Here is a 20,179-nt window from a genome sequence, read left to right as displayed (position 1 = left end):
ATCACGTTATGTCGAGCATTAATGGAATTTATGTAAACGCTAACGCTGGCGCCAAACTGACGATTACCGATGGCAACGACTCCAACGGCACCTTCAGCGGCAAGTTGAACCAGAACGGCGTGAACTACGACATCGCTTACGGGCATTACCATTTCCAGAACAGCACCGGGCAGCCTACGATCATCACCTTCGCGGCTCTGAATGACGGCACGGGTTATCAATCCTGGGCGCTGTTCTCGCCGGATCACACCTATTCGAAAGTTCGTGCGGCGGGTTCGCGCACCAACTTTGATGGTGATGTTGTTAGTCTGGCTGGAGAGTTTGTTAAACAGTAATTTTGTGTCACAAAAAAGCCGTCATGCTATTGAGCCTGGCGGCTTTTTTCTTACATGAAATAAGTCATTTTCATGTTGGTTGCGCTTCCTATGGATGACAGCGTTTGCTGGCGTCTGATTCTAAGCTCGAGGTGAACTCAATCATTCGAGCAGGACGCTTACATGCAAAACGCGCTTTATTCCAACACCCTCGATGGGCCCTCTCTGACCATTGTCGATTCCGATGACCGCACCGGGGTCTTCGGCGGCACGTTGCATCACCACGGCATCAACTACGGCATTGTCAGTGGCCGTTATGCCAGCCTCAACGGCTACCAGCCGCCAACCGTGGTCACGCTGATTGCCAATAACCAGGATCACGGTTATTTCGCCCTGACCCTGTTCTCGCCAAGTCGCGGCACTCATGAACTGCAGGGGCACTGCGTGCGCGTTACCTATGACGGCGTGGTCAGCAGCCTGCCGGGCGACTTCGTTCGCCACGCATGAGGCGCAGCCAGCGCCAGATTTCTTCTCAAACACAAGCAAGGATGCTGCACATGTCCACGATCAATGGCGTTTATCGTCATGAACCTTCAGATACAACCTTGACCCTGACCGAGGGCGATGACCGCACCGGCAGTTTCACCGGCACGTTGTCCGTGTCCGGCACCGATTACCCGATCGCATTTGGCAATTTTCATTTCAGGCATGGCTTTTCAACAGGCCCGGTCGCTATCTCTTTCAATACGCTGACGGCCGATGGCACGGCGCATGCCTGGGTGATGTTCTCGCCCGATCAGGCCTACACACGCTTGCGGGCACTGGGCAGCGCGGCGGACATGATGGGCAACACCGGGTTGAATGGCCTGGAATTCATCCGGCAAAACCGCTGAAGAAGCGCGAAATGAGCGGGTTTCGCATGCCTTCGCCGAATAATTTTCATGCTTGAAAAGCATTGTAAATTCAGCCCTCGGCGCCAGCCCTTGCAGGCCGTGGCTTTGCGACAATCTACGAAAACCTATATTCGTAAAAAATCTAAACACATCGATAAAAGTTACTTTCGGAGATAAGCGATTGCTCCAATGATTCACCCAACGACCGGTCGCCCGGGGGATGTTTGCGGCGACCTGTCGGGTACTTCGCAAAAAGACCGCAGGGAGTGAATCAATGGGCAATGTCCAGACCGCCGCCAGCGCACAGGAATTGCTGTGGCGTCAGACGCCGAGTGGCGAACTGGTCGATCTCGGCCGGCCGCATCGTGTGCCGCTGGGGCAGCTGCGTTTGCAGCGTGCGCCCAAGGGCATTCTGAGCCGCCGTGAAACCATTCTGCTCGGCGTGCTGGCGCTGCTGGTGCACGGCGCGGTGATCTATTGGATCAACCAGCATCCGACGCCGGCGTTGCCAATCGTGCCGCCGGAAATTCCGCCGATGACCATCGAGTTTTCGCGGCCGGCGCCACCCGCGCCGCCGGTGGTCGAACCGCCGCCACCGGCACCGGTCGTGGAGCCACCACCACCGGTTGAAGACGAGTTGGCGGTGAAGCCTCCGCCACCCAAACCGATTCCCAAACCCAAGCCGAAACCGGTGGCCAAACCGGTGCCGAAAACGGCGCCCAAAGCTGTTGAACAACCGCCCGCGCCGCCGCAACCGGCCGCTCCGGTTGCCGCCCCGGCACCGCCCGCGCCACCGGCTCCCGCGCCAGTGACACCGGCCTCGGCCAACGCCGCGTATTTGAAGAACCCGGCGCCGGAATATCCGTCGCTGGCCCAGCGTCGCGGCTGGGAAGGCACGGTGTTGTTAAGGGTGCACGTGTTGGCCAATGGCAAACCGGGCGAGATCCAGATTCAGAAAAGCAGTGGTCGGCAACAGCTCGACGATGCGGCACTCAATGCCGTCAAACAGTGGAGCTTTGTGCCGGCCAAGCAGGGTGATGTCGCCCAGGACGGCTGGGTCAGCGTGCCCATCGATTTCAAGATTCATTAAACCGAAACCTATTCGCGCTAAATGTTTACACGAGGGAATACATCATGACGTTACTGGCCTCTCCACTGGAATCCATCGAAAGCGCGGTGATCTGGCTGCTGGTGGTTTTTTCCGTTGCCACCTGGGGACTGGCGCTGCTCAAGGCTGTGCAGTTCGGTCGTCTGAAGGCGCAGGATCGCAAGTTTCATAAACGCTTCTGGGCAGCGTCGAGTCTGGATTCCGCCGCTGAGTTGAGCGAAACCCAACCTGGCGCTGCGGCCCGGGTGGCACAGGCCGGTTACGCGGCGATTCAGGTGGGTGAGGCGCCGCAGGCCAATGACCTGAGCCAGGCGATCAACCATCAGGATCGGTTGGAGCGTGCCCTGCGTCAGCAGATCGTCCGTGAACGCCGTTCGCTGGAAACCGGTCTGGCAGTGGTCGCAAGTATTGGCAGCACCTCGCCGTTCATTGGTCTGTTCGGCACGGTGTGGGGAATCATGGAGGCGTTGAAAGGCATCAGCGCGGCAGGCTCGGCGAGCCTGGAAACCGTCGCCGGTCCGATTGGCGCGGCACTGGTCGCCACCGGTGTGGGGATCGCCGTCGCGGTACCGGCGGTGCTGGTTTACAACTACTTTTTGCGGCGTCTGAAACTGACAGCGGCGGACCTGGATGACTTCGCCCACGACTTCTACAGCCTGGCGCAAAAGAGCTCGTTTCGCGTGCTGATCCACCCGACGGCGCACAAGGTCGCGGCACCGGGCAACGCGACAAAAGTGAAGGAGGCGTCCTGACATGGCCTTCTCCACACAAGACAGCGACGAGGTGCTGAGCGAGATCAACGTGACACCGCTGGTGGACGTGATGCTGGTGCTGCTGGTGGTGTTTATCGTCACCGCGCCGCTGCTGACCAACGCGATCCCGATTAACCTGCCGAAGACCGAAGCGGTGGCGCCGGTCGAGCAGAAAGACCCGCTGGTGGTGAGCATCGACGGCGCCGGCAAACTGTTCATCAACAAGGATGAGATCCAGCCGGACTTGCTGGAATTCAACCTCAAATCGGCCAAGGCAAAAGACCCGGAAGTGCGCGTGCAATTGCAGGCCGACGACGGGGTGAACTACGGCGAAGTGGCGCGTGCCATGGCTTCGATCGAGCGGGCGGGGATTACCAAATTGTCGGTGATCACTGCGCGGTAAACAGGATTTACGTTTTTCCGGGGCCGTCTCCTTGGCAGGGTGCGGCCCTTTTTTTATCCCGCAAAACCAGCCACCCCACCGACCTATTGTGGGAGCGGGCTTGCTCGCGAATGCGGTGGCTCAGCCAACATCTATGTCGATGCAGCTGATGCTTTCGCGAGCAAGCCCGCTCCCACAGGTTTGCATTTAATATTCTTTTCGAGTCTTAATAAATAGCTTCTTATTCCTTAACGAATATAAATCCCGTCCCTATACTCGATCAGGAACAGACACGACGCAGGAGAGCTCCCCATGCGCAACGAATCAATCCGCTACCTTATTGTGCCGGGCTGGCAAGGATCGCCAGAAGATCATTGGCAAACCCACTGGCAGAACAGCCTGCCCAACAGCGCACGCGTGGAGCAGGCCGACTGGCTGACACCGCGCCGTGAAGACTGGGTTGCGGCGCTGGCCGAAGCGATTGCCGCCGACAGCACGCCGGTGATCCTGATTGCTCACAGCCTGGGTTGCATCACCGTTGCACATTGGGCGGCTACCGCGCCTGTGCAATACCTGCGTCAGGTGCGCGGTGCGTTGCTGGTGGCGCCGGCGGATGTCGAGCGTCCGGCCTGCGCGCCTGCACTGCGCAATTTCGCGCCGATCCCCACCGACTTGCTGCCGTTCCCCAGTCAGGTGGTCAGTTCCGACAACGACGCCGCCGTCAGCGCCCCGCGTGCCCTGGAGCTGGCGCGCAACTGGGGCGCCGAGGCGGGAATTCTTGCCGGAGCCGGGCACATCAACGTCAAGTCCGGGCATCAGCGTTGGGAGCAGGGTTTTGCTTATCTGTACCGCCTGCAGAACCGCATGGAACACCACGCCCGGCGTCGCGCTTGAACCTTTTTCTTTTTTGAACGCCCCCGTCTGCCGGCGGTTCTGGGCGGGAGTCTGCCATGAGTTTCGAAACGTTCGGTCAGCCGTTGCTGACCTTTCCCGATGCGGAAAAAAGTCCCCTGAGCATTCGCGCCAAGGCGCTGGTGTTCGTCGATCCCCGCTCCCGCAAGTTGCGCGAAGAGCTGGAACACCTGGCGCCGCGTGCCATCTCGGTGCTTATTCGCGGCGAGACCGGCACCGGTAAAGAGTTGCTCGCCCGTCACATTCACCGAGCCAGTGATCGCAGCGGTCTGTTCGTCTCGGTCAATTGCGGCGCGATCAGTCCTACTTACGCCGATGCCGAGCTGTTCGGTTATGCCGCCGGCAGTTACACCGGTTCGGCGAGCAGTCGCGCCGGATGGTTCGGTTCGGCCAATGGCGGCACCTTGTATCTGGACGAGATTGGCGACTTGCCGTTGCCGATCCAGATCAAACTGCTCGCCGCCCTGGAAAACCACGAAGTCACCCGCGTCGGCGCACATCAGCCAAGCCCGGTGGATGTGCGGCTGGTGGCGGCAACCAGCATTGATCTGGCGCAAGCGGTGGACGCGGGGAAATTTCACGAACGGCTTTACCACTACCTTAGCGAAGGTCAGCTGGAATTGCCGGCCCTGCGCGAACGAATCGGCGACATCCTGTCGCTGGCGGAATATTTCCTCGGCATCTACAGCCAGCGCCTTGATCTGCCGGTGCCGTTGATCAGCGAAGCGGCGCAGCACCTGCTGGAGCGCCACAGTTGGCCGGGCAACACCCGTGAGCTGGAAAACGTCATCCACTTTGCGCTGCTGGTCAGTACCGGCGATGAAATCCTGCCGGAGCACCTGAACCTGCCCGAAGCGTCTGAGCCGCAGCTTCAGATCGAACGACTGGTGGCACAAATCAACATCGGCGGCAGCGTCGACGAACGTAAGGCTTTGAAAGATCTGCTGATTGGTTTGAGCCAGCAGTTGTAGCCGTCAGGTTCTGTATGAACGAAATGGAATATCAAAGTGAATAAACGTTATTGTCCGGGAATAAAAAATCCCGGTATTGTCCGCATCACGCCAGAGATAGCACTTCACTGGCACTCGTATTAATAGCCGTCGCCATTCGCGACCGTGATTCTCGATAAGGACACTGCATGAAAAAGGTTCTGTTGTTTACCGCATTGGCGGCTGCTCTGACTGCTTCCCTGGCCCAGGCCGGCGAGAAACTGGTGGTGGCGGCGACTCCGGTGCCGCACGCGGAAATTCTCGAGCTGATCAAACCGACCCTGGCCAAAGAAGGCGTGGATCTGGAAATCAAGGTCTTCACCGACTACGTGCAGCCGAACGTGCAGGTTGGCGAGAAGCGTCTGGATGCCAACTACTTCCAGACCAAGCCTTACCTGGACAGCTTCAACGCCGGCAAATACAAGGACGACAAGTCCAAGTACCTGGTGACCGTGCAAGGCGTCCACGTTGAACCGTTCGGTGGCTACTCGAGCAAGTACAAGAAACTGGCTGATCTGCCAGACGGCGCGACCATCGCCATCCCGAACGAAGGCAGCAACAGCGGCCGTGCGCTGATCCTGCTGCAGAAGGCGGGTCTGATCGAACTGAAAGATCCGAAAAACGCCTTGGCGACCCCGAAAGATATCGCCAAGAACCCGCACAACTTCAAGTTCAAGGAACTGGAATCGGCCCTGCTGCCACGTGTGCTGAAGGAAGTTGATCTGGACATGATCAACACCAACTACGCGCTGGAAGCCAAGCTGAACCCGACCAAGGATGCGCTGGTGATCGAAGGCGCTGACTCGCCTTACGTGAATTTCCTGGTGGCCCGTGAGGACAACAAGAACAGCGACGCCATCAAGAAACTGGCCGCTGCCCTGACCAGCCCGGAAGTCAAAGCGTTCATCGAGAAGAAGTACAACGGCGCGGTATTGCCGGCGTTCTGATTCGCCGCTTGAACCACCCCTTCAAGGTATGAAAACGCCGATGGCCAGTGATGGTCATCGGCGTTTTTGTGCGTGCGTTGAAAAGCCCCTCACCCTAGCCCTCTCCCAAAGGGAGAGGGGACTGATTGGGGGATGCTGTAGAAGTACACCGACGTGAAAGTTTTCTGCCGAATCCATAATCGACTCGATCTTTCAGGTCGATGTTAATCGCCAGACACTGCGGTCGGCCCCCTCTCCCTCGGGGAGAGGGCTGGGGTGAGGGTGCTGTTGATCCTGACCTCAGGTTACCTGAGCCTTCAACGCCCGGCGCAACGCCACGAGCAATTTCACGATGTCCTGCGGATCCAGTCGCTGCGGCACTTTTACGTCCATGTTGTCTTCCTTGTAATGGTTTGGCCGGGGGAGTCTGGCCAAAAGCTGTTCGTCCTTGGAGGGCTTTCGTGCAAAAAAGATCCTTCCTACAGCGCAAGGGAAAATAGCCTTCTTATTCCTTCCCGGCAAACCCACAGGATAGTTTTTTGCGTGATATCAATATGCTTTAACGGTATTTAAATTCTTGTTTTTATACCTATAAAGTCAGCGCCTGCCGGACAGTTACCCGCTGTCCATGGACTGCATGACCGTCGCTTACCGAGCGACGTCCAGGATGCTTCATGACTTTCGATTACGCATTTATCCTCAGTACCCTGCCGGCCTTTCTCAAGGCTGTGGGCGTGACGCTGCAAGTCGGGTTCATCGCCATCGGCACGTCGCTGCTGGTGGCGCTGCTCAATGCAACGATCCTGGTGTTCCGCACACCGTACCTGCAAAAACTGGTGGGCCTTTATGTGGAGTTGGCGCGCAACACGCCGCTGCTGATTCAACTGTTCTTCGTCTACTTCGCCTTGCCGGCCATCGGCATCCAGGTTTCCGGATTCACCGCGGCAATCATCACCATGACGTTTCTCGGTGGCGCCTACCTCACTGAAGTGCTGCGCGCGGGCGTCGACGCGGTGCCGCAGGCGCAACTCGAATCGGGGCGTTCCATCGGCCTGTCCCACGGCCAGTTGCTGCGCTACGTAATCCTGCCGCAAGCGGGGATTCTCAGCTTGCCGTCGCTGTTCGCCAATTTCATTTTCCTGCTCAAGGAAACCACCGTGGTCTCGGCGGTGGCCGTGCCGGAAATCCTCTACACCACCAAGAGCTACATCGCGCTCTATTACAAAACCTACGAAATGCTCGCCGTGCTGACGCTGATCTGCGTGCTGTTGTTCTTGCCGCTGTCGCTGTTGCTCAGTCGTCTGGAAAGGAGGCTCCAGCATGGCCAGTTCGGGTCTTGAACTGCTCTGGGTGTCGTTGCCGCAATTGGCAAAAGGCGCCGGGCAAACCCTGTCGATCTCGTTCCTGAGCATCGCTATCAGCACCGTTGGCGGGGTGCTCTACGGCGTACTGCGCACGCTCAACGTGGCGTGGCTGAACGCGATCCTGCGGATCTATCTGGAACTGTTCCGGGCGATCCCGGTGCTGGTCTGGCTGTACCTGCTGTTTTTTGGTCTGCCGATTTTCTTCGGCCTGAGCCTGCCGAGTTTCTGGTGCGCGGTGCTGGTGCTGTCGCTGTGGGGCGCCAGCGAGGTTGGCGAGGTGGCGCGCGGTGCGTTGCATTCTTTGCCGCGCGGGCAGCGTGAAGCCGGGTTGTCGATCGGTCTCAATGCGGCGCAACTCTATGTCTACGTGCTGCTGCCGCAGGCGCTGAAACGCATGACACCACCGACCATCAACGTCTACACGCGGATCATCAAGACCAGCTCGCTGGCGGTGCTGATTGGCGTGGTCGATGTGATCAAGGTCGGCCAGCAGATCATCGAGCGCACCTACGAATCGGTGCTGATCTACGGCGCACTGTTTCTGTTTTTCTTTTTCATCTGCTACCCGCTGTCGGCCGCCTCGCGCGTGCTGGAGCGGCGCTGGACGCAAGCATGAGCGCATTGATCGAGTTTCAGGGCTTCAACAAATTCTACGGCGAGCAGCAGGTGCTCAACGGCATCGACCTGCAAGTGCGCAGCGGCGAAGTGATCGTCATCCTCGGCCCCAGCGGTTGTGGCAAAAGCACGTTGCTGCGTTGCCTCAACGGCCTGGAAAGCGCCCATAGCGGCAGCCTGAAATTTGCCGGGCGCGAGCTGCTGGACAAGGCCACCGACTGGCGTGAAGTGCGTCAGCAGATCGGTATGGTGTTCCAGAGTTATCACCTGTTTCCGCACATGAGCGTGCTCGACAATTTGCTGCTCGGCCCGCTCAAGGTGCAAAAGTGCCAGCGCCGTGAAGCGCAGCAGCAAGCCGAAGCCTTGCTCGAACGGGTGGGCCTGGCGGACAAGCGCGACGCCTTCCCGCGCCAGCTCTCCGGCGGCCAGCAGCAACGCATCGCCATCGTCCGCTCGTTGTGCATGAACCCGCGGGTCATGCTCTTCGATGAAGTCACCGCCGCCCTCGATCCGGAGATGGTCAAGGAAGTGCTGCAAGTGATTCAGGGCCTGGCCCGCGAGGGCATGACCCTGCTGATCGTCACCCACGAAATGGCCTTCGCCCGCGCGGTGGCCGACCGCATCGTGTTCATGGATGCCGGACGCATCCTTGAACAGAACCCGCCCGAGATTTTCTTTACGAACCCGCAAACCGCACGCGCGCAGCAGTTTCTGGAGAAGTTCTCCTTCGTTGCAACACTGCCTCAAACGAATCCGACAAAGGAACTGGAACTGTTATGAAAACTGTCGCTTTTTTACTGCCTCTGCTCAGCCTTGCCTTGCTTGCCGGTTGCAGCAAAACCGAAGAACCGCCGAAGCCGAAAGTCGCCAGCGCAAGCACCGCGCCAGCCGGTTACCTGGACAAGATCAAGGCCCGCGACAAACTGATCGTCGGTGTATTCACCGACAAGCCACCGTTCGGTTTCGTCGATGAAGCCGGGCGCTACGTCGGCTTCGACACCGATATCGGTCGGCGCTTCGCCAAGGATCTGTTGGGCGATGAGAACAAGGTCGAGTTCGTGGCCGTGGAACCGGCGAGCCGCATTCCGTTCCTGCAGAGCGACAAGGTCGACCTGATCCTCGCCAACATGACCGTGACCCCGGAGCGCAAGGAGGCGGTGGAATTCACCAACCCGAACCTCAAGGTCGCGGTGCAGGCGCTGGTGCCGCAAAGCAGCGCGGTAAAAAATCTGGATGACCTGGCCACTCGCACCACCATCGTTACCACCGGTACCACCGCCGACATCTGGCTGACCAAGAATCATCCGGACTGGAAACTGCTGAAGTTCGAGAAAAATTCCGAGTCGTTGCAAGCCTTGGCCAACGGTCGCGGCGATGCCTACGCGCAGGACAATCTGGTGCTGTTCAGCTGGGCCAAGCAGAACCCGGGCTACCGCGTGCTGGACGAAAAACTCGGCGCCGAAGCACCGATTGCCCCGGCAGTGAAGAAGGGCAACGTCGAGCTGCGTGACTGGGTGAATACCGAGCTGGCCAAGTTGGGTGAGGAGAAATATCTGCTCAAGCTGTATGACCAATATGTGCGTAAAGAACTGAGCGATGACACCCAGCCTGAGAGTGTGATTGTCGAGGGTGGCAAGTGGCAGGGGTGATTGGCCGTTAAATCTGCGCTGACCTGAAGGTCCTCTTCGCGAGCAGGCTCGCTCCCACAGGGGTACGCATTCCAACTGTGGGAGCGAGCCTGCTCGCGAAAGCGCTCGCTCAGGTGCCGCTCAATCCGGCCAGTTCCACGCCGGCTCATCCAGCACCCGCTGGCCAACAATTCCGGTCTGCCCCAGCGTCTTCTCCAGCACGATGCAGTTGCATTCGGAATCTTCCTGCAACGCCGAAATCAACCGTCGCGCATGCGACACCACCCACACCTGACACGCCTGCGAAGCGCGAATGATCAAGCGCGCCAGCGCCGGCAACAGATCCGGATGCAGACTGGTTTCCGGTTCGTTGAGCACCATCAATGACGGCGGGCGTGGCGTCAGCAGCGCGGCGATCAGCAACAGATAACGCAGGGTGCCGTCCGACAGCTCCGCCGCCGACAGTGGCCGCAGCAACCCCTCCTGAAAGAACTCGATGGCAAAGCGTCCGCCGGCCAGCGGTGCGATGTTCAGTCTTGCGCCGGGAAACGCGTCGCTGATCGCCGCCTGCAACGCCTCGGGGTCGCCGATTTCATTGATGGTCTGCAGGGCTGCGGCGAGGTCGCGACCGTCGTGGTGCAGCACCGGCGTGCGCGTACCCAGTTGCGGTTGGCGCACCGGGGCGTCGGCGTCGCTGCGAAAGTGATCGTAGAAGCGCCAGCGGCGAATGAACTCGCGCATCTGGAACACTTCCGGCGAACTGCGCAGGCTGCCGATCTGATCGAACAGACTGTCGAAATTCGGCGTGTGCTGTGCCAGCACGTCCCAGCTGCGGCCTTCGCGGGCGCGAATCATCGGGCCGTTGCGATCCACCAGCAGGCTGGCCGGACGATAGAGCGGTCCGGCCCAGATGCATTCGCGTTTGATCTGCGGATCGAGACTGAAGCGCGAGGGGCTGGGATGAGTGTCCCCCGGCAGCATGAAATGTCCGTTGGAGTCGGGCAATCCGAGGCTGATCGAATAGCTGAAATCCTCGCCGGCAAACCCCAGGCGCAGACGTTTGACGCCCTGACGCACCGTCGGCTCGACCGTCACTTCGCCGTTGCGCATGCGCCGGCTGATGGTTTCCGGGCCGGCCCAGAACGTCGAATCCAGCCCGCCCTCGCGGGCCAGTGCATTGACCACGCCGCCCTGGGCGGTCTCCGCCAGCAGGCGCAAGGCCCGATAGAGATTGGACTTGCCGCTGCCGTTGGGGCCGGTGATCAGGTTCAGCCGGCCCAGCGGAATCACCAGTTTGTTGATCGAGCGGTAATTGGCCACCGCGAGGGTCTTGAGCATGAAAATCCTTCTCTTGAGGCGACCATTGTAGGAGCTGCCGAAGGCTGCGATCTTTTGATCTTGCTTTTGTAAAGTCAAAAGATCGCAGCCTGCGGCAGCTCCTACAGGGGAAATATGGAGATCACGCAGGCGAACGTTGAACCCTGTTCTAAGCTCACAGTCGTATCGTCACTTGCACGTTCGTACACAGGAAGGAGTCTGCATGGCGAGTCCCGGATTGAAAACAGTTGTCGTGCTGAGCCTGCTCACGTTGCTGACCGCTTGCGGCAAGAAAGAAGCCCCGGCGGAGTACCTGCCACGGGTCTTTGTGCAAGAGGTCAAACCGGCGGACTATGCCGCTGCCGTGACTCTCACCGGTGACGTGCAGGCGCGGGTGCAGACCGAACTGTCGTTCCGGGTCGGTGGCAAGATCATTCAGCGCATGGTGGATGTCGGCGACCGGGTCAGCGCCAAGCAGGTACTGGCCAAACTCGATCCCAAGGATTTGCAGACCAACGTCGATTCCGCGCAAGCCCAGGTCATCGCCGAACAGGCGCGGGTCAAGCAGAGCGCGGCGGCGTTCGTGCGTCAGCAGAAGCTGCTGCCCAAAGGCTACACCAGCCAGAGCGAATTCGATTCCGCACAAGCCGCCTTGCGCAGCAGCCAGAGCGCCCTGAGCGCGGCGCAGGCGCAACTGGCCAATGCCAAGGATCAACTCAGTTACACCTCGCTGGTCGCTGACGCCCCCGGCATCATTACCGAGCGCCAAGCCGAAGTCGGCCAAGTGGTCCAGGCCACCGCGCCGATTTTCAAACTGGCCCGCGATGGCGATCGTGACGCGGTGTTCAACGTTTATGAATCGTTGCTGGCTGAGCGCCCGGCGGAGCGTTCGATTGTCGTCAGCCTGCTCGACAACCCCAACATCAAGACCACCGGTACCGTGCGCGAAATCACCCCGGCGGTGTCGGCGCAGTCCGGCACGGTGCAAGTCAAGGTCACCCTCGACAGCCTGCCACAGGGCATGCAGCTCGGCTCGGTGGTCAGCGCCACGGCCAAGGGCAGCGGCAAGTCGGCGGTGGAATTGCCGTGGTCGGCGCTGACCAAAAACATCAGCGATCCGGCGGTGTGGATGGTTGACGACAAGGGCGAAGCGCAGCTGCACAACGTCACCGTCAGCCGCTACCTGATCGGCAAGGTCATCATCAGCGACGGCCTCAAGGGCGGTGAGAAAGTGATTGTCGCGGGTGGGCAACTGCTGCACCCGGGCATGAAAGTCGAAATCGCCGAAAACACCTACGAAGGTCTGCAACCGGGAGCGCAGCCATGAAGCGTCTGGGGCTGTTGTCCATTGGTGTGCTGCTGGCCGCCTGCTCGAAAAGCGAGCCACCGCCGGAGCCGGTTCGGCCGGTATTGTCGATCAAGGTACAGGCGCTGAACGAGGAAACCCTCGGGCGTTTCGCCGGCAGCATTCAGGCGCGTTACGAGAGCAACACCGGGTTCCGTGTCGGCGGGCGCATTGCCAGTCGCAACGTCGATGTCGGCGCCGAGGTGCAAAAGGGTACGCTGCTGGCGACCCTCGACCCGTCCGATCAGCAGAACCAGTTGCGTTCGGCCCAAGGCGACCTGGCCAAGGTCCAGGCGCAACTGATCAACGCCCAGGCCAATGCCCGTCGGCAGCAGGCGCTGTTCGATCGCGGGGTTGGCGCGCAGGCGCAACTGGACATCGCCACCACCGACCTGAAAACCACCCAGGCCTCGCTCGATCAGGCGCGGGCGGCGGTCAATCAGAGCCAGGATCAGCTCGGCTACACCGAACTGCGCGCCGACCACAAAGCCGTGGTCACCGCGTGGAATGCCGAGGCCGGGCAAGTGGTGACAGCAGGTCAGCAAGTGGTGACTCTGGCGCAACCGGACATCAAGGAAGCGGTGATCGATCTGCCGGACACGCTGGTCGATGAAATTCCTTCCGACGTGGTGTTTCTGGTGGCCGGGCAACTCGACCCGAGCATCAACACCACCGCAACCATTCGCGAAATCGAACCGCAGGCCCAAAGCGCCACGCGCACCCGCCGCGCGCGGCTGACCCTGGCCAACACGCCGGAGGGTTTCCGTCTCGGCACGGCGATCAGCGTGACCCTCAGTTCGGCGATCAAGCCGCGCATCGAATTACCCGCCACCGCCCTGCAGGAAACCGATGGCAAGACCCGCATCTGGGTGATCGACACCCAAAGCAAAACCGTCGCGCCCCGTGACGTCAGCGTGATCAGGCGTACCGACGGCACGGTGGTGCTGGCCGGCGGAGTCAAATCCGGCGAGCAGGTGGTCACCGCAGGCGTCAACAGTCTCAAACCCGGACAAGCCGTGAAACTCGACGAGGACAGTCAATGAAAGGCTCTTTCAATCTCTCCGAATGGGCCCTCAAGCATCAGTCGTTCGTCTGGTATCTGATGTTCGTCGCGCTGCTGATGGGGGTGTTTTCGTACTTCAATCTGGGCCGCGAAGAAGACCCTTCGTTCACCATCAAGACCATGGTGATCCAGACCAAATGGCCGGGCGCGACCCAGGAGGAAACCCTCAAGCAGGTCACCGACCGCATCGAGAAAAAACTCGAGGAGCTCGACTCCCTCGACTACGTGAAAAGCTACACGCGCCCCGGCGAATCAACGGTTTACGTGTACCTGCGCGACACCACCAGCGCCAAGGACATTCCAGAGATCTGGTACCAGGTGCGCAAGAAGATCGATGACATTCGCGGCCAGTTTCCCCAGGGCATTCAAGGCCCCGGGTTCAACGACGAGTTTGGCGATGTGTACGGTTCGGTCTACGCGTTTACCGCCGACGGCCTGACCATGCGCCAGTTGCGCGATTACGTGGAGCAGGCCCGCGCCGAGATCCGCAACGTCCCGGGGCTGGGCAAGATCGAAATGATCGGCCAGCAGGACGAAGTGATTTACCTGAACTTCTCCACCCGCAAACTCGCCGCGCTGGGCATCGACCAGCGTCAGGTGGTGCAGAGCCTGCAATCGCAGAACGCCGTGACCCCGGCGGGGGTGATCGAAGCCGGCCCGGAGCGCATTTCGGTGCGCACCTCGGGGCAGTTCGCTTCGGAGAAGGATCTGGCCGAGGTCAATCTCAAACTCAATGACCGCTTCTATCGCCTGGCAGACGTCGCCGACATCAGTCGCGGTTACGTTGACCCGGCCACGCCGGAATTCCGTTTCGATGGCAAGCCGGCAATCGGTCTGGCGATTGCCATGCAGAAGGGCGGTAACGTCCAGGAATTCGGCAAGGCGCTGCACCAGCGGATTGACCAGATCACCGCTGATTTGCCGGTTGGCGTCGGCGTCCATACGGTGTCCGATCAGGCCGTGGTGGTGGAAGAAGCGGTCGGCGGTTTCACCAGTGCGCTGTTCGAAGCGGTGGTGATCGTGCTGGTGGTCAGCTTCATCAGCCTCGGCGTGCGCGCCGGGCTGGTGGTGGCCTGCTCGATTCCGCTGGTGCTGGCGATGGTCTTCGTGTTCATGGAATACAGCGGCATCACCATGCAGCGGATTTCCCTCGGGGCGCTGATCATCGCCCTTGGCCTGCTGGTGGACGACGCGATGATCACCGTGGAGATGATGGTCACGCGCCTGGAAATGGGTGAGACCAAGGAACAAGCGGCGACGTTCGCCTACACCTCGACGGCGTTCCCGATGCTCACCGGTACGCTGGTGACCGTCGCCGGTTTCGTGCCCATTGGCCTCAATGCCAGCTCCGCCGGCGAGTACACCTTCACCCTGTTTGCGGTGATCGCGGTGGCGATGCTGGTGTCGTGGGTGGTGGCGGTGTTCTTTGCGCCGGTGATCGGCGTGCACATCCTCAGCACCAACGTGAAACCCCATGAAGCCGAGCCGGGCCGCATCGGTCGGGCGTTCAACGGTGGTTTGCTGTGGTGCATGCGCAACCGCTGGTGGGCGATCGGCATCACCGTGCTGCTGTTTGTGCTGGCGGTGTTCTGCATGCGCTTTGTGCAGAACCAATTCTTCCCGTCCTCCGACCGCCCGGAAATCCTCGTCGATCTGAACCTGCCGCAAAACGCCTCGATCGACGAAACCCGCAAGGCTGTCGACAAGCTCGAAGCCACGCTCAAGGGCGACCCGGACATCGTGCGCTGGAGCACTTACATCGGTCAGGGCGCGATCCGTTTCTACCTGCCGCTCGACCAGCAATTGCAGAACCCGTACTACGCGCAACTGGTGATCGTCAGCAAAGACTTCGAGGCCCGCGAAGCCCTCAGCCAACGCTTGCGCGAGCGTCTGCACAAGGACTTCGTCGGCATCGGCAGTTACGTGCAGGCGCTGGAAATGGGCCCGCCGGTGGGACGTCCGATTCAGTATCGGGTCAGCGGCAAGGACATCGATCAGGTGCGCAAGCACGCCATCGATCTGGCGACCGAGCTGGACAAGAACGAACACATCGGCGAGATCATTTACGACTGGAACGAGCCGGGCAAAGTCCTGCGCATCGACATCGCCCAGGACAAGGCGCGTCAGCTCGGGCTGTCCTCGGAAGATGTGGCGAAGTTGATGAACAGCATCGTCAGCGGCTCGCCGTTGACCCAGGTCAACGACGACATTTACCTGATCAACGTGGTCGGCCGGGCGGTGAACTCGGAACGCGGCACGCCGGAAACCCTGCAGAACCTGCAGATCGTCACACCCAACGGCACGTCGATTCCGCTGCTGGCCTTCGCCACCGTGCGGTATGAGCTTGAGCAGCCGCTGGTGTGGCGTCGCGACCGTTTGCCGACCATCACCATCAAGGCTTCGGTGCGTGACGAGATCCAGCCGACCGACCTGGTGAAACTGCTCAAGCCGTCGATCGATGCCTTCGCTGAAAAACTGCCGGTCGGCTACAAAGTCGCCACCGGCGGTACGGTCGAGGAAAGCGGCAAGGCCCAGGGACCGATCGCCAAGGTGCTGCCGTTGATGCTGTTTTTGATGGCGACCTTCCTGATGATCCAGCTGCACAGCGTGCAGAAGATGTTCCTGGTGGCGAGTGTCGCGCCGCTGGGGCTGATCGGCGTGGTGCTGGCGCTGGTGCCCACCGGTACGCCGATGGGCTTTGTGGCGATCCTCGGGATTCTGGCGCTGATCGGTATCATCATCCGCAACTCGGTAATCCTCGTGACGCAGATCGATGAGTTCGAGCGCAACGGCTCCGCGCCGTGGGATGCGGTGGTGGAAGCGACCGAGCACCGGCGCCGGCCGATCCTGCTGACCGCGGCGGCGGCGAGCATGGGCATGATCCCGATTGCCCGGGAAGTGTTCTGGGGGCCGATGGCCTACGCGATGATTGGCGGGATCGTGGTGGCGACGTTGCTGACCCTGCTGTTTTTGCCGGCGCTGTATGTGGCCTGGTACAAGATTCGCGAACCGCAGAAAGAGACCCGCTAAAAGCGAGTGCTGCGCACTCTATTCGCGAGCAAGCCCGCTCCTACAGGAGGTACGCATTCCAACTGTGGGAGCGGGCTTGCTCGCGAAGGCGTCAGAACTGACTACGCAGATTTACGCCAGACGCTGGCCAGCCAAGGCTGCTGCTCGCGCGGCAATCCCGCCGGCCGGTAGTAATGCTCCAGCTCGACAAACCCCGCTGCCGTGAGCAACCCGCGCCACGCGTCCAGGTCGTGATATGAGCCGTAGCGTGGCCCATTCCAGCCCTCACGGTTATCCCCGCGCGGATTGGAACTGAACAACACCCCGCCCGGTTTCAGCGTGCCATGCAACTGCTTGAGCACTCGCGGCAATTCCTGCAACGGCACATGAAACAGCACCGCATTGGCGAAGATCCCGTCGAAGCGCTCAGCTGGCAGATCGAGTTTCAGAAAGTCCTGACACCACACTTCACAGCCACTGTCTTCGCGGGCCATCTGCGCAAATTTTTCCGCGCCATCGAGACCGACCGCGACATGGCCCAGGCGGGTAAACGCCTGCAAGTCGCGCCCCGGGCCGCAGCCGAAATCGAGAATCGTGAGCGGTGCAGCGCCGTGGATGTGCCGTAGCAGCGCGTCGATGTTCTGGCTGACATCGTGATCGCGGGTGCCTTCGCGGAAGTCTTCGGCCACCGAGTTGTAGTGGCCGAGGGTGGTGGCGGTGATCTGTTCCAGATCGGAGGGCGTTTGCTTCATGGTCGAGGGCTGCGCGGGCAATGAGGATTTGCCGAATATACGCCATCAGGTCTGGGGCTGCTGCGCAGCCATTCGCGAGCAGGCTCGCTCCCACAGGGGAACGCATTCCAAATGTGGGAGCGAGCCTGCTCGCGAAAGCGGTTTCAAAAGCGTCGAATGAGCCCTGCTGAAATCAGCGCTTGTTCAGGCCCCGTGCCAGACGATCTCCACCCAACTGAATCACCGCCACCAAAGCCACCAGCAACACAATCACCGTCAGCATGATCTGGCTGTCAAAGCGCTGATACCCGTAGCGGTAAGCGATATCGCCCAAACCGCCGGCACCAATCGCCCCGGCCATGGCTGACGAGTTGATCATTGTCACCAGCGTAATCGTGAACCCGCCGACGATCCCCGGCAGCGCTTCAGGCAACAGCACATGCCAGACGATGTGCCAGCGTCGGCAGCCCATGGCCTGCGCCGCCTCGATCAAGCCGTGATCGACCTCACGCAGACTCACTTCGGCAATCCGCGCAAAGAACGGCGTCGCGGCGATGGTCAGCGGCACCACCGCCGCCCACACACCGTACGTGGTGCCGACAATCAGCCGGGTGAACGGAATCAGCGCGACCATCAGAATCAGAAACGGGATCGAGCGGAACAGATTCACGAACGCGCCCAGCGCCCGGTTGAGCAGCGGCGCCTGATAGATCCCGCCCTTGTCGCTGGTGACCAGAATCACCGCCATCGGGATCCCCACCAGCAACGCGATCAGCGACGACACGCCGACCATCAGGAAGGTGTCGATGAATCCCTGCAGCAAACGATCAAACCACATAACCCGATACCTCCACTCGTTGCGCCCACTGCCCGGCGCGCTCGCGCAATTGTTCGGCGCTCAGGGCCGAGCCGCTGACCGCCAGCAACAGTTGTCCCAGCGCGTGGCCCTGAATCCGCTCGACGCCGCCCTGCAGCAACTTCACGCGTCCGCCGAGGGCGGCGAACAGCGCTGCCAGATCCGGCTCATCGGCGGCACTGCCAGTGAACTGCAAACGCAGCACCACCGCCGCGCCCGGGGAGGGTGGCTGAGCATGCAGACGGCTTTGCAATTCTTCCGGCAGTGCGTGTTGCAGCGGCGCGAGCAAGGTCTGGCTGACCTCGTGCTGCGGATTGCCGAACACTTCCCAGACCGGGCCTTGCTCAACGATCCGCCCGTGTTCCAGGACCACCACGCGGTCGCAGATTTCGCGGATCACCGCCATTTCGTGAGTGATCAGCACAATGGTCAGGCCCAGGCGCTGATTGATCTCGCGCAGCAGGCCGAGGATCGACTGAGTGGTCTCGGGATCGAGCGCCGAAGTGGCTTCGTCGCACAGCAGAATGTCCGGGTCATGCACCAATGCGCGGGCGATGCCGACACGCTGCTGCTGCCCACCGGAGAGCTGCGCCGGATAGGCCTTGTGCTTGGCTTGCAGGCCGACCAGTTCGAGCAGTTCACGAACCTTCTGCTCGCGTTGCGCCTTCGGTACACCCGCGACTTTCAGTGGCAGTTCGACGTTCTGCCACACGGTCTTGGCTGACATCAGGTTGAAGTGCTGGAAGATCATGCCGATGCGTCGCCGCAGCGTGACCAGCCTGTCTTCATCGAACTCGCCGATGTCGACCTGATCGATCAGCACCCGCCCCGCAGTCGGTTGTTCCAGACGATTGATCGTGCGGATCAGCGACGACTTGCCGGCGCCGCTGCGCCCGATGATGCCGAACACCTCGCCGCGCTGGATCGCGAGGTCGATGCCTTGCAGGGCCGCCACCGGGCCTTGTCGACCTTCGTAGGTTTTACCCAGGCCGATGAAGCGCACGTGGGCGCGATTCAGCTCGGGATGCAGTTCGGTTTTTTCAGCATTTTCTGGCTCTGGAATCTCCAGTCGCCGTTGGATCGCGGCCGTCATGTTCAGCTTTCCCAACCGGCCTGATACAGCTTGCCGTGAGCCTTATCCAGCGCGGCGCGAACGGCCGGCGAGTGCTGGTAGATGTCGACGAATTTGATCAGGCGCGGGTCGTCTTTGCTCTTGGGCTGGATGACGAACTGGATCACGTATTCCTTGTGGTCGAGACCGTCGAACAGCAGCGCCGAGCCGGCATCGAAGGTTTTCGCCAGACGGATGTAGGCCGGGTAGCCCTGGACCAGATCGGCGTCATCGTAGGCGCGCACCAGTTGCACGGCTTCGACTTGCAGGATCTTGATCTTCTTCGGGTTGGCGACGATGTCGTCTTCGGTGGCCTTGTAGCCGACCCCCGGTTTCAGGGTGATCAGACCAGCCTTGGCCAGCAGTTGCAGACCGCGACCGCTGTTGATCGGGTCGTTGGCGATGGCGACGCTGGCGCCTTCCGGCAACTCGTCGAAGCTTTTGTATTTTTTCGAATAGAGGCCGACGTTGTTGATGATCCCCGGGGCGAACGGCACCAGGTCAAAACCGGAGGCAGCCTTGGCGTTTTCGAGGAACGGGATGTGCTGGAAGTAATTCACATCGATGTCGCCGGCGGCGAGGCTGACGTTCGGTGCGATCCAGTCGGTGAACTCCACCAGCTCGACTTTCAGGCCTTGTTTGGAGGCCTCTTCGACGGCGGCTTCCAGGGGAATCGCGAAGGCGGCGGTGGTGCCGATTTTAAGGGGTGCATCGGCGGCGAACACCGCCGAGCTGAACAGGCCGAAGGCCAGGGCCAGTGCTTTGACTGGGTGGGACAGGAATTTCTGGGTCATGGTGTGGTTTCCAGTCAGTGCTGAATTTTGTGGTGTCTGGTCGGGCCTCATCGCGAGCAGGCTCACTCCT

The 20,179-nt window shown here is 60.6% G+C and carries 21 protein-coding genes; 16 read left to right on the top strand and 5 right to left on the bottom strand.

The window, feature by feature from the left end; translation table 11 throughout:
- Positions 1–8 precede the first annotated feature (8 nt).
- The 13 genes from AC3WMV_RS25370 (at position 9) to AC3WMV_RS25310 (ending at position 9,904) form a co-directional block, all read left to right on the top strand.
- Positions 9–335 carry a hypothetical protein gene (locus AC3WMV_RS25370; RefSeq protein WP_103368641.1) on the top strand — a complete coding sequence of 109 codons (327 nt, stop codon included), beginning with the start codon at positions 9–11 and terminating at the stop codon, positions 333–335.
- A gap of 162 nt (positions 336–497) precedes the next feature.
- Positions 498–821 carry a hypothetical protein gene (locus AC3WMV_RS25365; protein ID WP_103368642.1) on the top strand — a complete coding sequence of 108 codons (324 nt, stop codon included), beginning with the start codon at positions 498–500 and terminating at the stop codon, positions 819–821.
- Between the two features lie 50 nt (positions 822–871).
- Positions 872–1,207, top strand: a complete 336-nt coding sequence (locus AC3WMV_RS25360) for a hypothetical protein (RefSeq protein ID WP_103368643.1) — start codon at positions 872–874, stop codon at positions 1,205–1,207.
- 274 nt (positions 1,208–1,481) lie between these two features.
- Positions 1,482–2,297 (top strand): energy transducer TonB, encoded by an 816-nt coding sequence (locus AC3WMV_RS25355; RefSeq protein WP_103368644.1) that lies wholly within the window; start codon positions 1,482–1,484, stop codon positions 2,295–2,297.
- Positions 2,298–2,341: 44 nt separating this feature from the next.
- Positions 2,342–3,067, top strand: a complete 726-nt coding sequence (locus AC3WMV_RS25350) for a MotA/TolQ/ExbB proton channel family protein (protein ID WP_027611170.1) — start codon at positions 2,342–2,344, stop codon at positions 3,065–3,067.
- Position 3,068: 1 nt separating this feature from the next.
- A complete protein-coding gene (locus AC3WMV_RS25345; protein WP_003220570.1) occupies positions 3,069–3,470 on the top strand; it encodes an ExbD/TolR family protein in 402 nt (133 codons plus the stop codon).
- A gap of 291 nt (positions 3,471–3,761) precedes the next feature.
- A complete protein-coding gene (locus tag AC3WMV_RS25340; RefSeq protein WP_003220572.1) occupies positions 3,762–4,343 on the top strand; it encodes an alpha/beta hydrolase in 582 nt (193 codons plus the stop codon).
- Between the two features lie 56 nt (positions 4,344–4,399).
- Positions 4,400–5,332: a sigma 54-interacting transcriptional regulator gene (locus AC3WMV_RS25335; protein ID WP_027611171.1), complete on the top strand. Its 933-nt coding sequence runs from the start codon at positions 4,400–4,402 to the stop codon at positions 5,330–5,332.
- Positions 5,333–5,499: 167 nt separating this feature from the next.
- Complete coding sequence (locus AC3WMV_RS25330) at positions 5,500–6,297, top strand: MetQ/NlpA family ABC transporter substrate-binding protein (protein ID WP_027611172.1); 798 nt, start codon at positions 5,500–5,502, stop codon at positions 6,295–6,297.
- A gap of 653 nt (positions 6,298–6,950) precedes the next feature.
- Positions 6,951–7,616: an amino acid ABC transporter permease gene (locus AC3WMV_RS25325; RefSeq protein WP_027611173.1), complete on the top strand. Its 666-nt coding sequence runs from the start codon at positions 6,951–6,953 to the stop codon at positions 7,614–7,616.
- The gene (locus AC3WMV_RS25320; RefSeq protein WP_027611174.1) at positions 7,597–8,256 is read left to right on the top strand and encodes an amino acid ABC transporter permease; all 660 of its coding nucleotides are present in this window, start codon (positions 7,597–7,599) and stop codon (positions 8,254–8,256) included. The genes AC3WMV_RS25325 and AC3WMV_RS25320 overlap by 20 nt, the downstream gene beginning before the upstream one ends.
- On the top strand, positions 8,253–9,035 hold the full coding sequence (locus AC3WMV_RS25315) for an amino acid ABC transporter ATP-binding protein (RefSeq protein ID WP_103368645.1): 783 nt from the start codon (positions 8,253–8,255) through the stop codon (positions 9,033–9,035). The genes AC3WMV_RS25320 and AC3WMV_RS25315 overlap by 4 nt, the downstream gene beginning before the upstream one ends.
- On the top strand, positions 9,032–9,904 hold the full coding sequence (locus AC3WMV_RS25310) for a transporter substrate-binding domain-containing protein (RefSeq protein ID WP_103368646.1): 873 nt from the start codon (positions 9,032–9,034) through the stop codon (positions 9,902–9,904). Before AC3WMV_RS25315 ends, AC3WMV_RS25310 begins: the two co-directional genes overlap by 4 nt.
- A 120-nt stretch (positions 9,905–10,024) precedes the next feature.
- Here the strand turns inward: AC3WMV_RS25310 and AC3WMV_RS25305 are convergent, their stop codons facing one another.
- Positions 10,025–11,221 (bottom strand): AAA family ATPase, encoded by a 1,197-nt coding sequence (locus AC3WMV_RS25305; RefSeq protein WP_103368647.1) that lies wholly within the window; start codon positions 11,219–11,221, stop codon positions 10,025–10,027.
- Between the two features lie 202 nt (positions 11,222–11,423).
- Here AC3WMV_RS25305 and AC3WMV_RS25300 point away from each other — a divergent pair, with 202 nt between their 5' ends.
- Genes AC3WMV_RS25300 through AC3WMV_RS25290 form a run of 3 tightly spaced genes read left to right on the top strand, consistent with a single transcriptional unit; the run spans position 11,424 to position 16,638 of the window.
- Positions 11,424–12,527: an efflux RND transporter periplasmic adaptor subunit gene (locus AC3WMV_RS25300; RefSeq protein ID WP_096797448.1), complete on the top strand. Its 1,104-nt coding sequence runs from the start codon at positions 11,424–11,426 to the stop codon at positions 12,525–12,527.
- Positions 12,524–13,588 (top strand): efflux RND transporter periplasmic adaptor subunit, encoded by a 1,065-nt coding sequence (locus AC3WMV_RS25295; RefSeq protein ID WP_103368648.1) that lies wholly within the window; start codon positions 12,524–12,526, stop codon positions 13,586–13,588. Before AC3WMV_RS25300 ends, AC3WMV_RS25295 begins: the two co-directional genes overlap by 4 nt.
- On the top strand, positions 13,585–16,638 hold the full coding sequence (locus AC3WMV_RS25290) for an efflux RND transporter permease subunit (RefSeq protein WP_027611180.1): 3,054 nt from the start codon (positions 13,585–13,587) through the stop codon (positions 16,636–16,638). The genes AC3WMV_RS25295 and AC3WMV_RS25290 overlap by 4 nt, the downstream gene beginning before the upstream one ends.
- Before the next feature lie 101 nt (positions 16,639–16,739).
- Here the strand turns inward: AC3WMV_RS25290 and AC3WMV_RS25285 are convergent, their stop codons facing one another.
- From AC3WMV_RS25285 to AC3WMV_RS25270, 4 genes are all read right to left on the bottom strand, one after another.
- Positions 16,740–17,369 carry a class I SAM-dependent methyltransferase gene (locus AC3WMV_RS25285; RefSeq protein ID WP_103368649.1) on the bottom strand — a complete coding sequence of 210 codons (630 nt, stop codon included), beginning with the start codon at positions 17,367–17,369 and terminating at the stop codon, positions 16,740–16,742.
- Between the two features lie 172 nt (positions 17,370–17,541).
- Positions 17,542–18,186, bottom strand: a complete 645-nt coding sequence (locus tag AC3WMV_RS25280) for a methionine ABC transporter permease (RefSeq protein ID WP_027611182.1) — start codon at positions 18,184–18,186, stop codon at positions 17,542–17,544.
- Entirely contained in the window at positions 18,176–19,297 is a 1,122-nt protein-coding gene (locus AC3WMV_RS25275; RefSeq protein ID WP_103368650.1) for a methionine ABC transporter ATP-binding protein, read from the bottom strand. The genes AC3WMV_RS25280 and AC3WMV_RS25275 overlap by 11 nt, the downstream gene beginning before the upstream one ends.
- A gap of 2 nt (positions 19,298–19,299) precedes the next feature.
- Positions 19,300–20,109, bottom strand: coding sequence for a MetQ/NlpA family ABC transporter substrate-binding protein (locus AC3WMV_RS25270; RefSeq protein ID WP_083367342.1), 810 nt, complete (start codon positions 20,107–20,109; stop codon positions 19,300–19,302).
- Positions 20,110–20,179 lie beyond the last annotated feature (70 nt).

The sequence above is a fragment of the Pseudomonas sp. FW305-3-2-15-E-TSA4 genome (assembly GCF_058787295.1).
This window is presented reverse-complemented; position numbering and strand designations above follow the sequence as displayed.

Bases quoted from the DNA above. Each gene is read 5' to 3' on its own strand.
- AC3WMV_RS25370 (WP_103368641.1), top strand. From the start codon at position 9: ATGTCGAGCATTAATGGAATTTATGTAAACGCTAACGCTGGCGCCAAA.
- AC3WMV_RS25365 (WP_103368642.1), top strand. From the start codon at position 498: ATGCAAAACGCGCTTTATTCCAACACCCTCGATGGGCCCTCTCTGACC.
- AC3WMV_RS25360 (WP_103368643.1), top strand. From the start codon at position 872: ATGTCCACGATCAATGGCGTTTATCGTCATGAACCTTCAGATACAACC.
- AC3WMV_RS25355 (WP_103368644.1), top strand. From the start codon at position 1,482: ATGGGCAATGTCCAGACCGCCGCCAGCGCACAGGAATTGCTGTGGCGT.
- AC3WMV_RS25350 (WP_027611170.1), top strand. From the start codon at position 2,342: ATGACGTTACTGGCCTCTCCACTGGAATCCATCGAAAGCGCGGTGATC.
- AC3WMV_RS25345 (WP_003220570.1), top strand. From the start codon at position 3,069: ATGGCCTTCTCCACACAAGACAGCGACGAGGTGCTGAGCGAGATCAAC.
- AC3WMV_RS25340 (WP_003220572.1), top strand. From the start codon at position 3,762: ATGCGCAACGAATCAATCCGCTACCTTATTGTGCCGGGCTGGCAAGGA.
- AC3WMV_RS25335 (WP_027611171.1), top strand. From the start codon at position 4,400: ATGAGTTTCGAAACGTTCGGTCAGCCGTTGCTGACCTTTCCCGATGCG.
- AC3WMV_RS25330 (WP_027611172.1), top strand. From the start codon at position 5,500: ATGAAAAAGGTTCTGTTGTTTACCGCATTGGCGGCTGCTCTGACTGCT.
- AC3WMV_RS25325 (WP_027611173.1), top strand. From the start codon at position 6,951: ATGACTTTCGATTACGCATTTATCCTCAGTACCCTGCCGGCCTTTCTC.
- AC3WMV_RS25320 (WP_027611174.1), top strand. From the start codon at position 7,597: ATGGCCAGTTCGGGTCTTGAACTGCTCTGGGTGTCGTTGCCGCAATTG.
- AC3WMV_RS25315 (WP_103368645.1), top strand. From the start codon at position 8,253: ATGAGCGCATTGATCGAGTTTCAGGGCTTCAACAAATTCTACGGCGAG.
- AC3WMV_RS25310 (WP_103368646.1), top strand. From the start codon at position 9,032: ATGAAAACTGTCGCTTTTTTACTGCCTCTGCTCAGCCTTGCCTTGCTT.
- AC3WMV_RS25305 (WP_103368647.1), bottom strand. From the start codon at position 11,221: ATGCTCAAGACCCTCGCGGTGGCCAATTACCGCTCGATCAACAAACTG.
- AC3WMV_RS25300 (WP_096797448.1), top strand. From the start codon at position 11,424: ATGGCGAGTCCCGGATTGAAAACAGTTGTCGTGCTGAGCCTGCTCACG.
- AC3WMV_RS25295 (WP_103368648.1), top strand. From the start codon at position 12,524: ATGAAGCGTCTGGGGCTGTTGTCCATTGGTGTGCTGCTGGCCGCCTGC.
- AC3WMV_RS25290 (WP_027611180.1), top strand. From the start codon at position 13,585: ATGAAAGGCTCTTTCAATCTCTCCGAATGGGCCCTCAAGCATCAGTCG.
- AC3WMV_RS25285 (WP_103368649.1), bottom strand. From the start codon at position 17,369: ATGAAGCAAACGCCCTCCGATCTGGAACAGATCACCGCCACCACCCTC.
- AC3WMV_RS25280 (WP_027611182.1), bottom strand. From the start codon at position 18,186: ATGTGGTTTGATCGTTTGCTGCAGGGATTCATCGACACCTTCCTGATG.
- AC3WMV_RS25275 (WP_103368650.1), bottom strand. From the start codon at position 19,297: ATGACGGCCGCGATCCAACGGCGACTGGAGATTCCAGAGCCAGAAAAT.
- AC3WMV_RS25270 (WP_083367342.1), bottom strand. From the start codon at position 20,109: ATGACCCAGAAATTCCTGTCCCACCCAGTCAAAGCACTGGCCCTGGCC.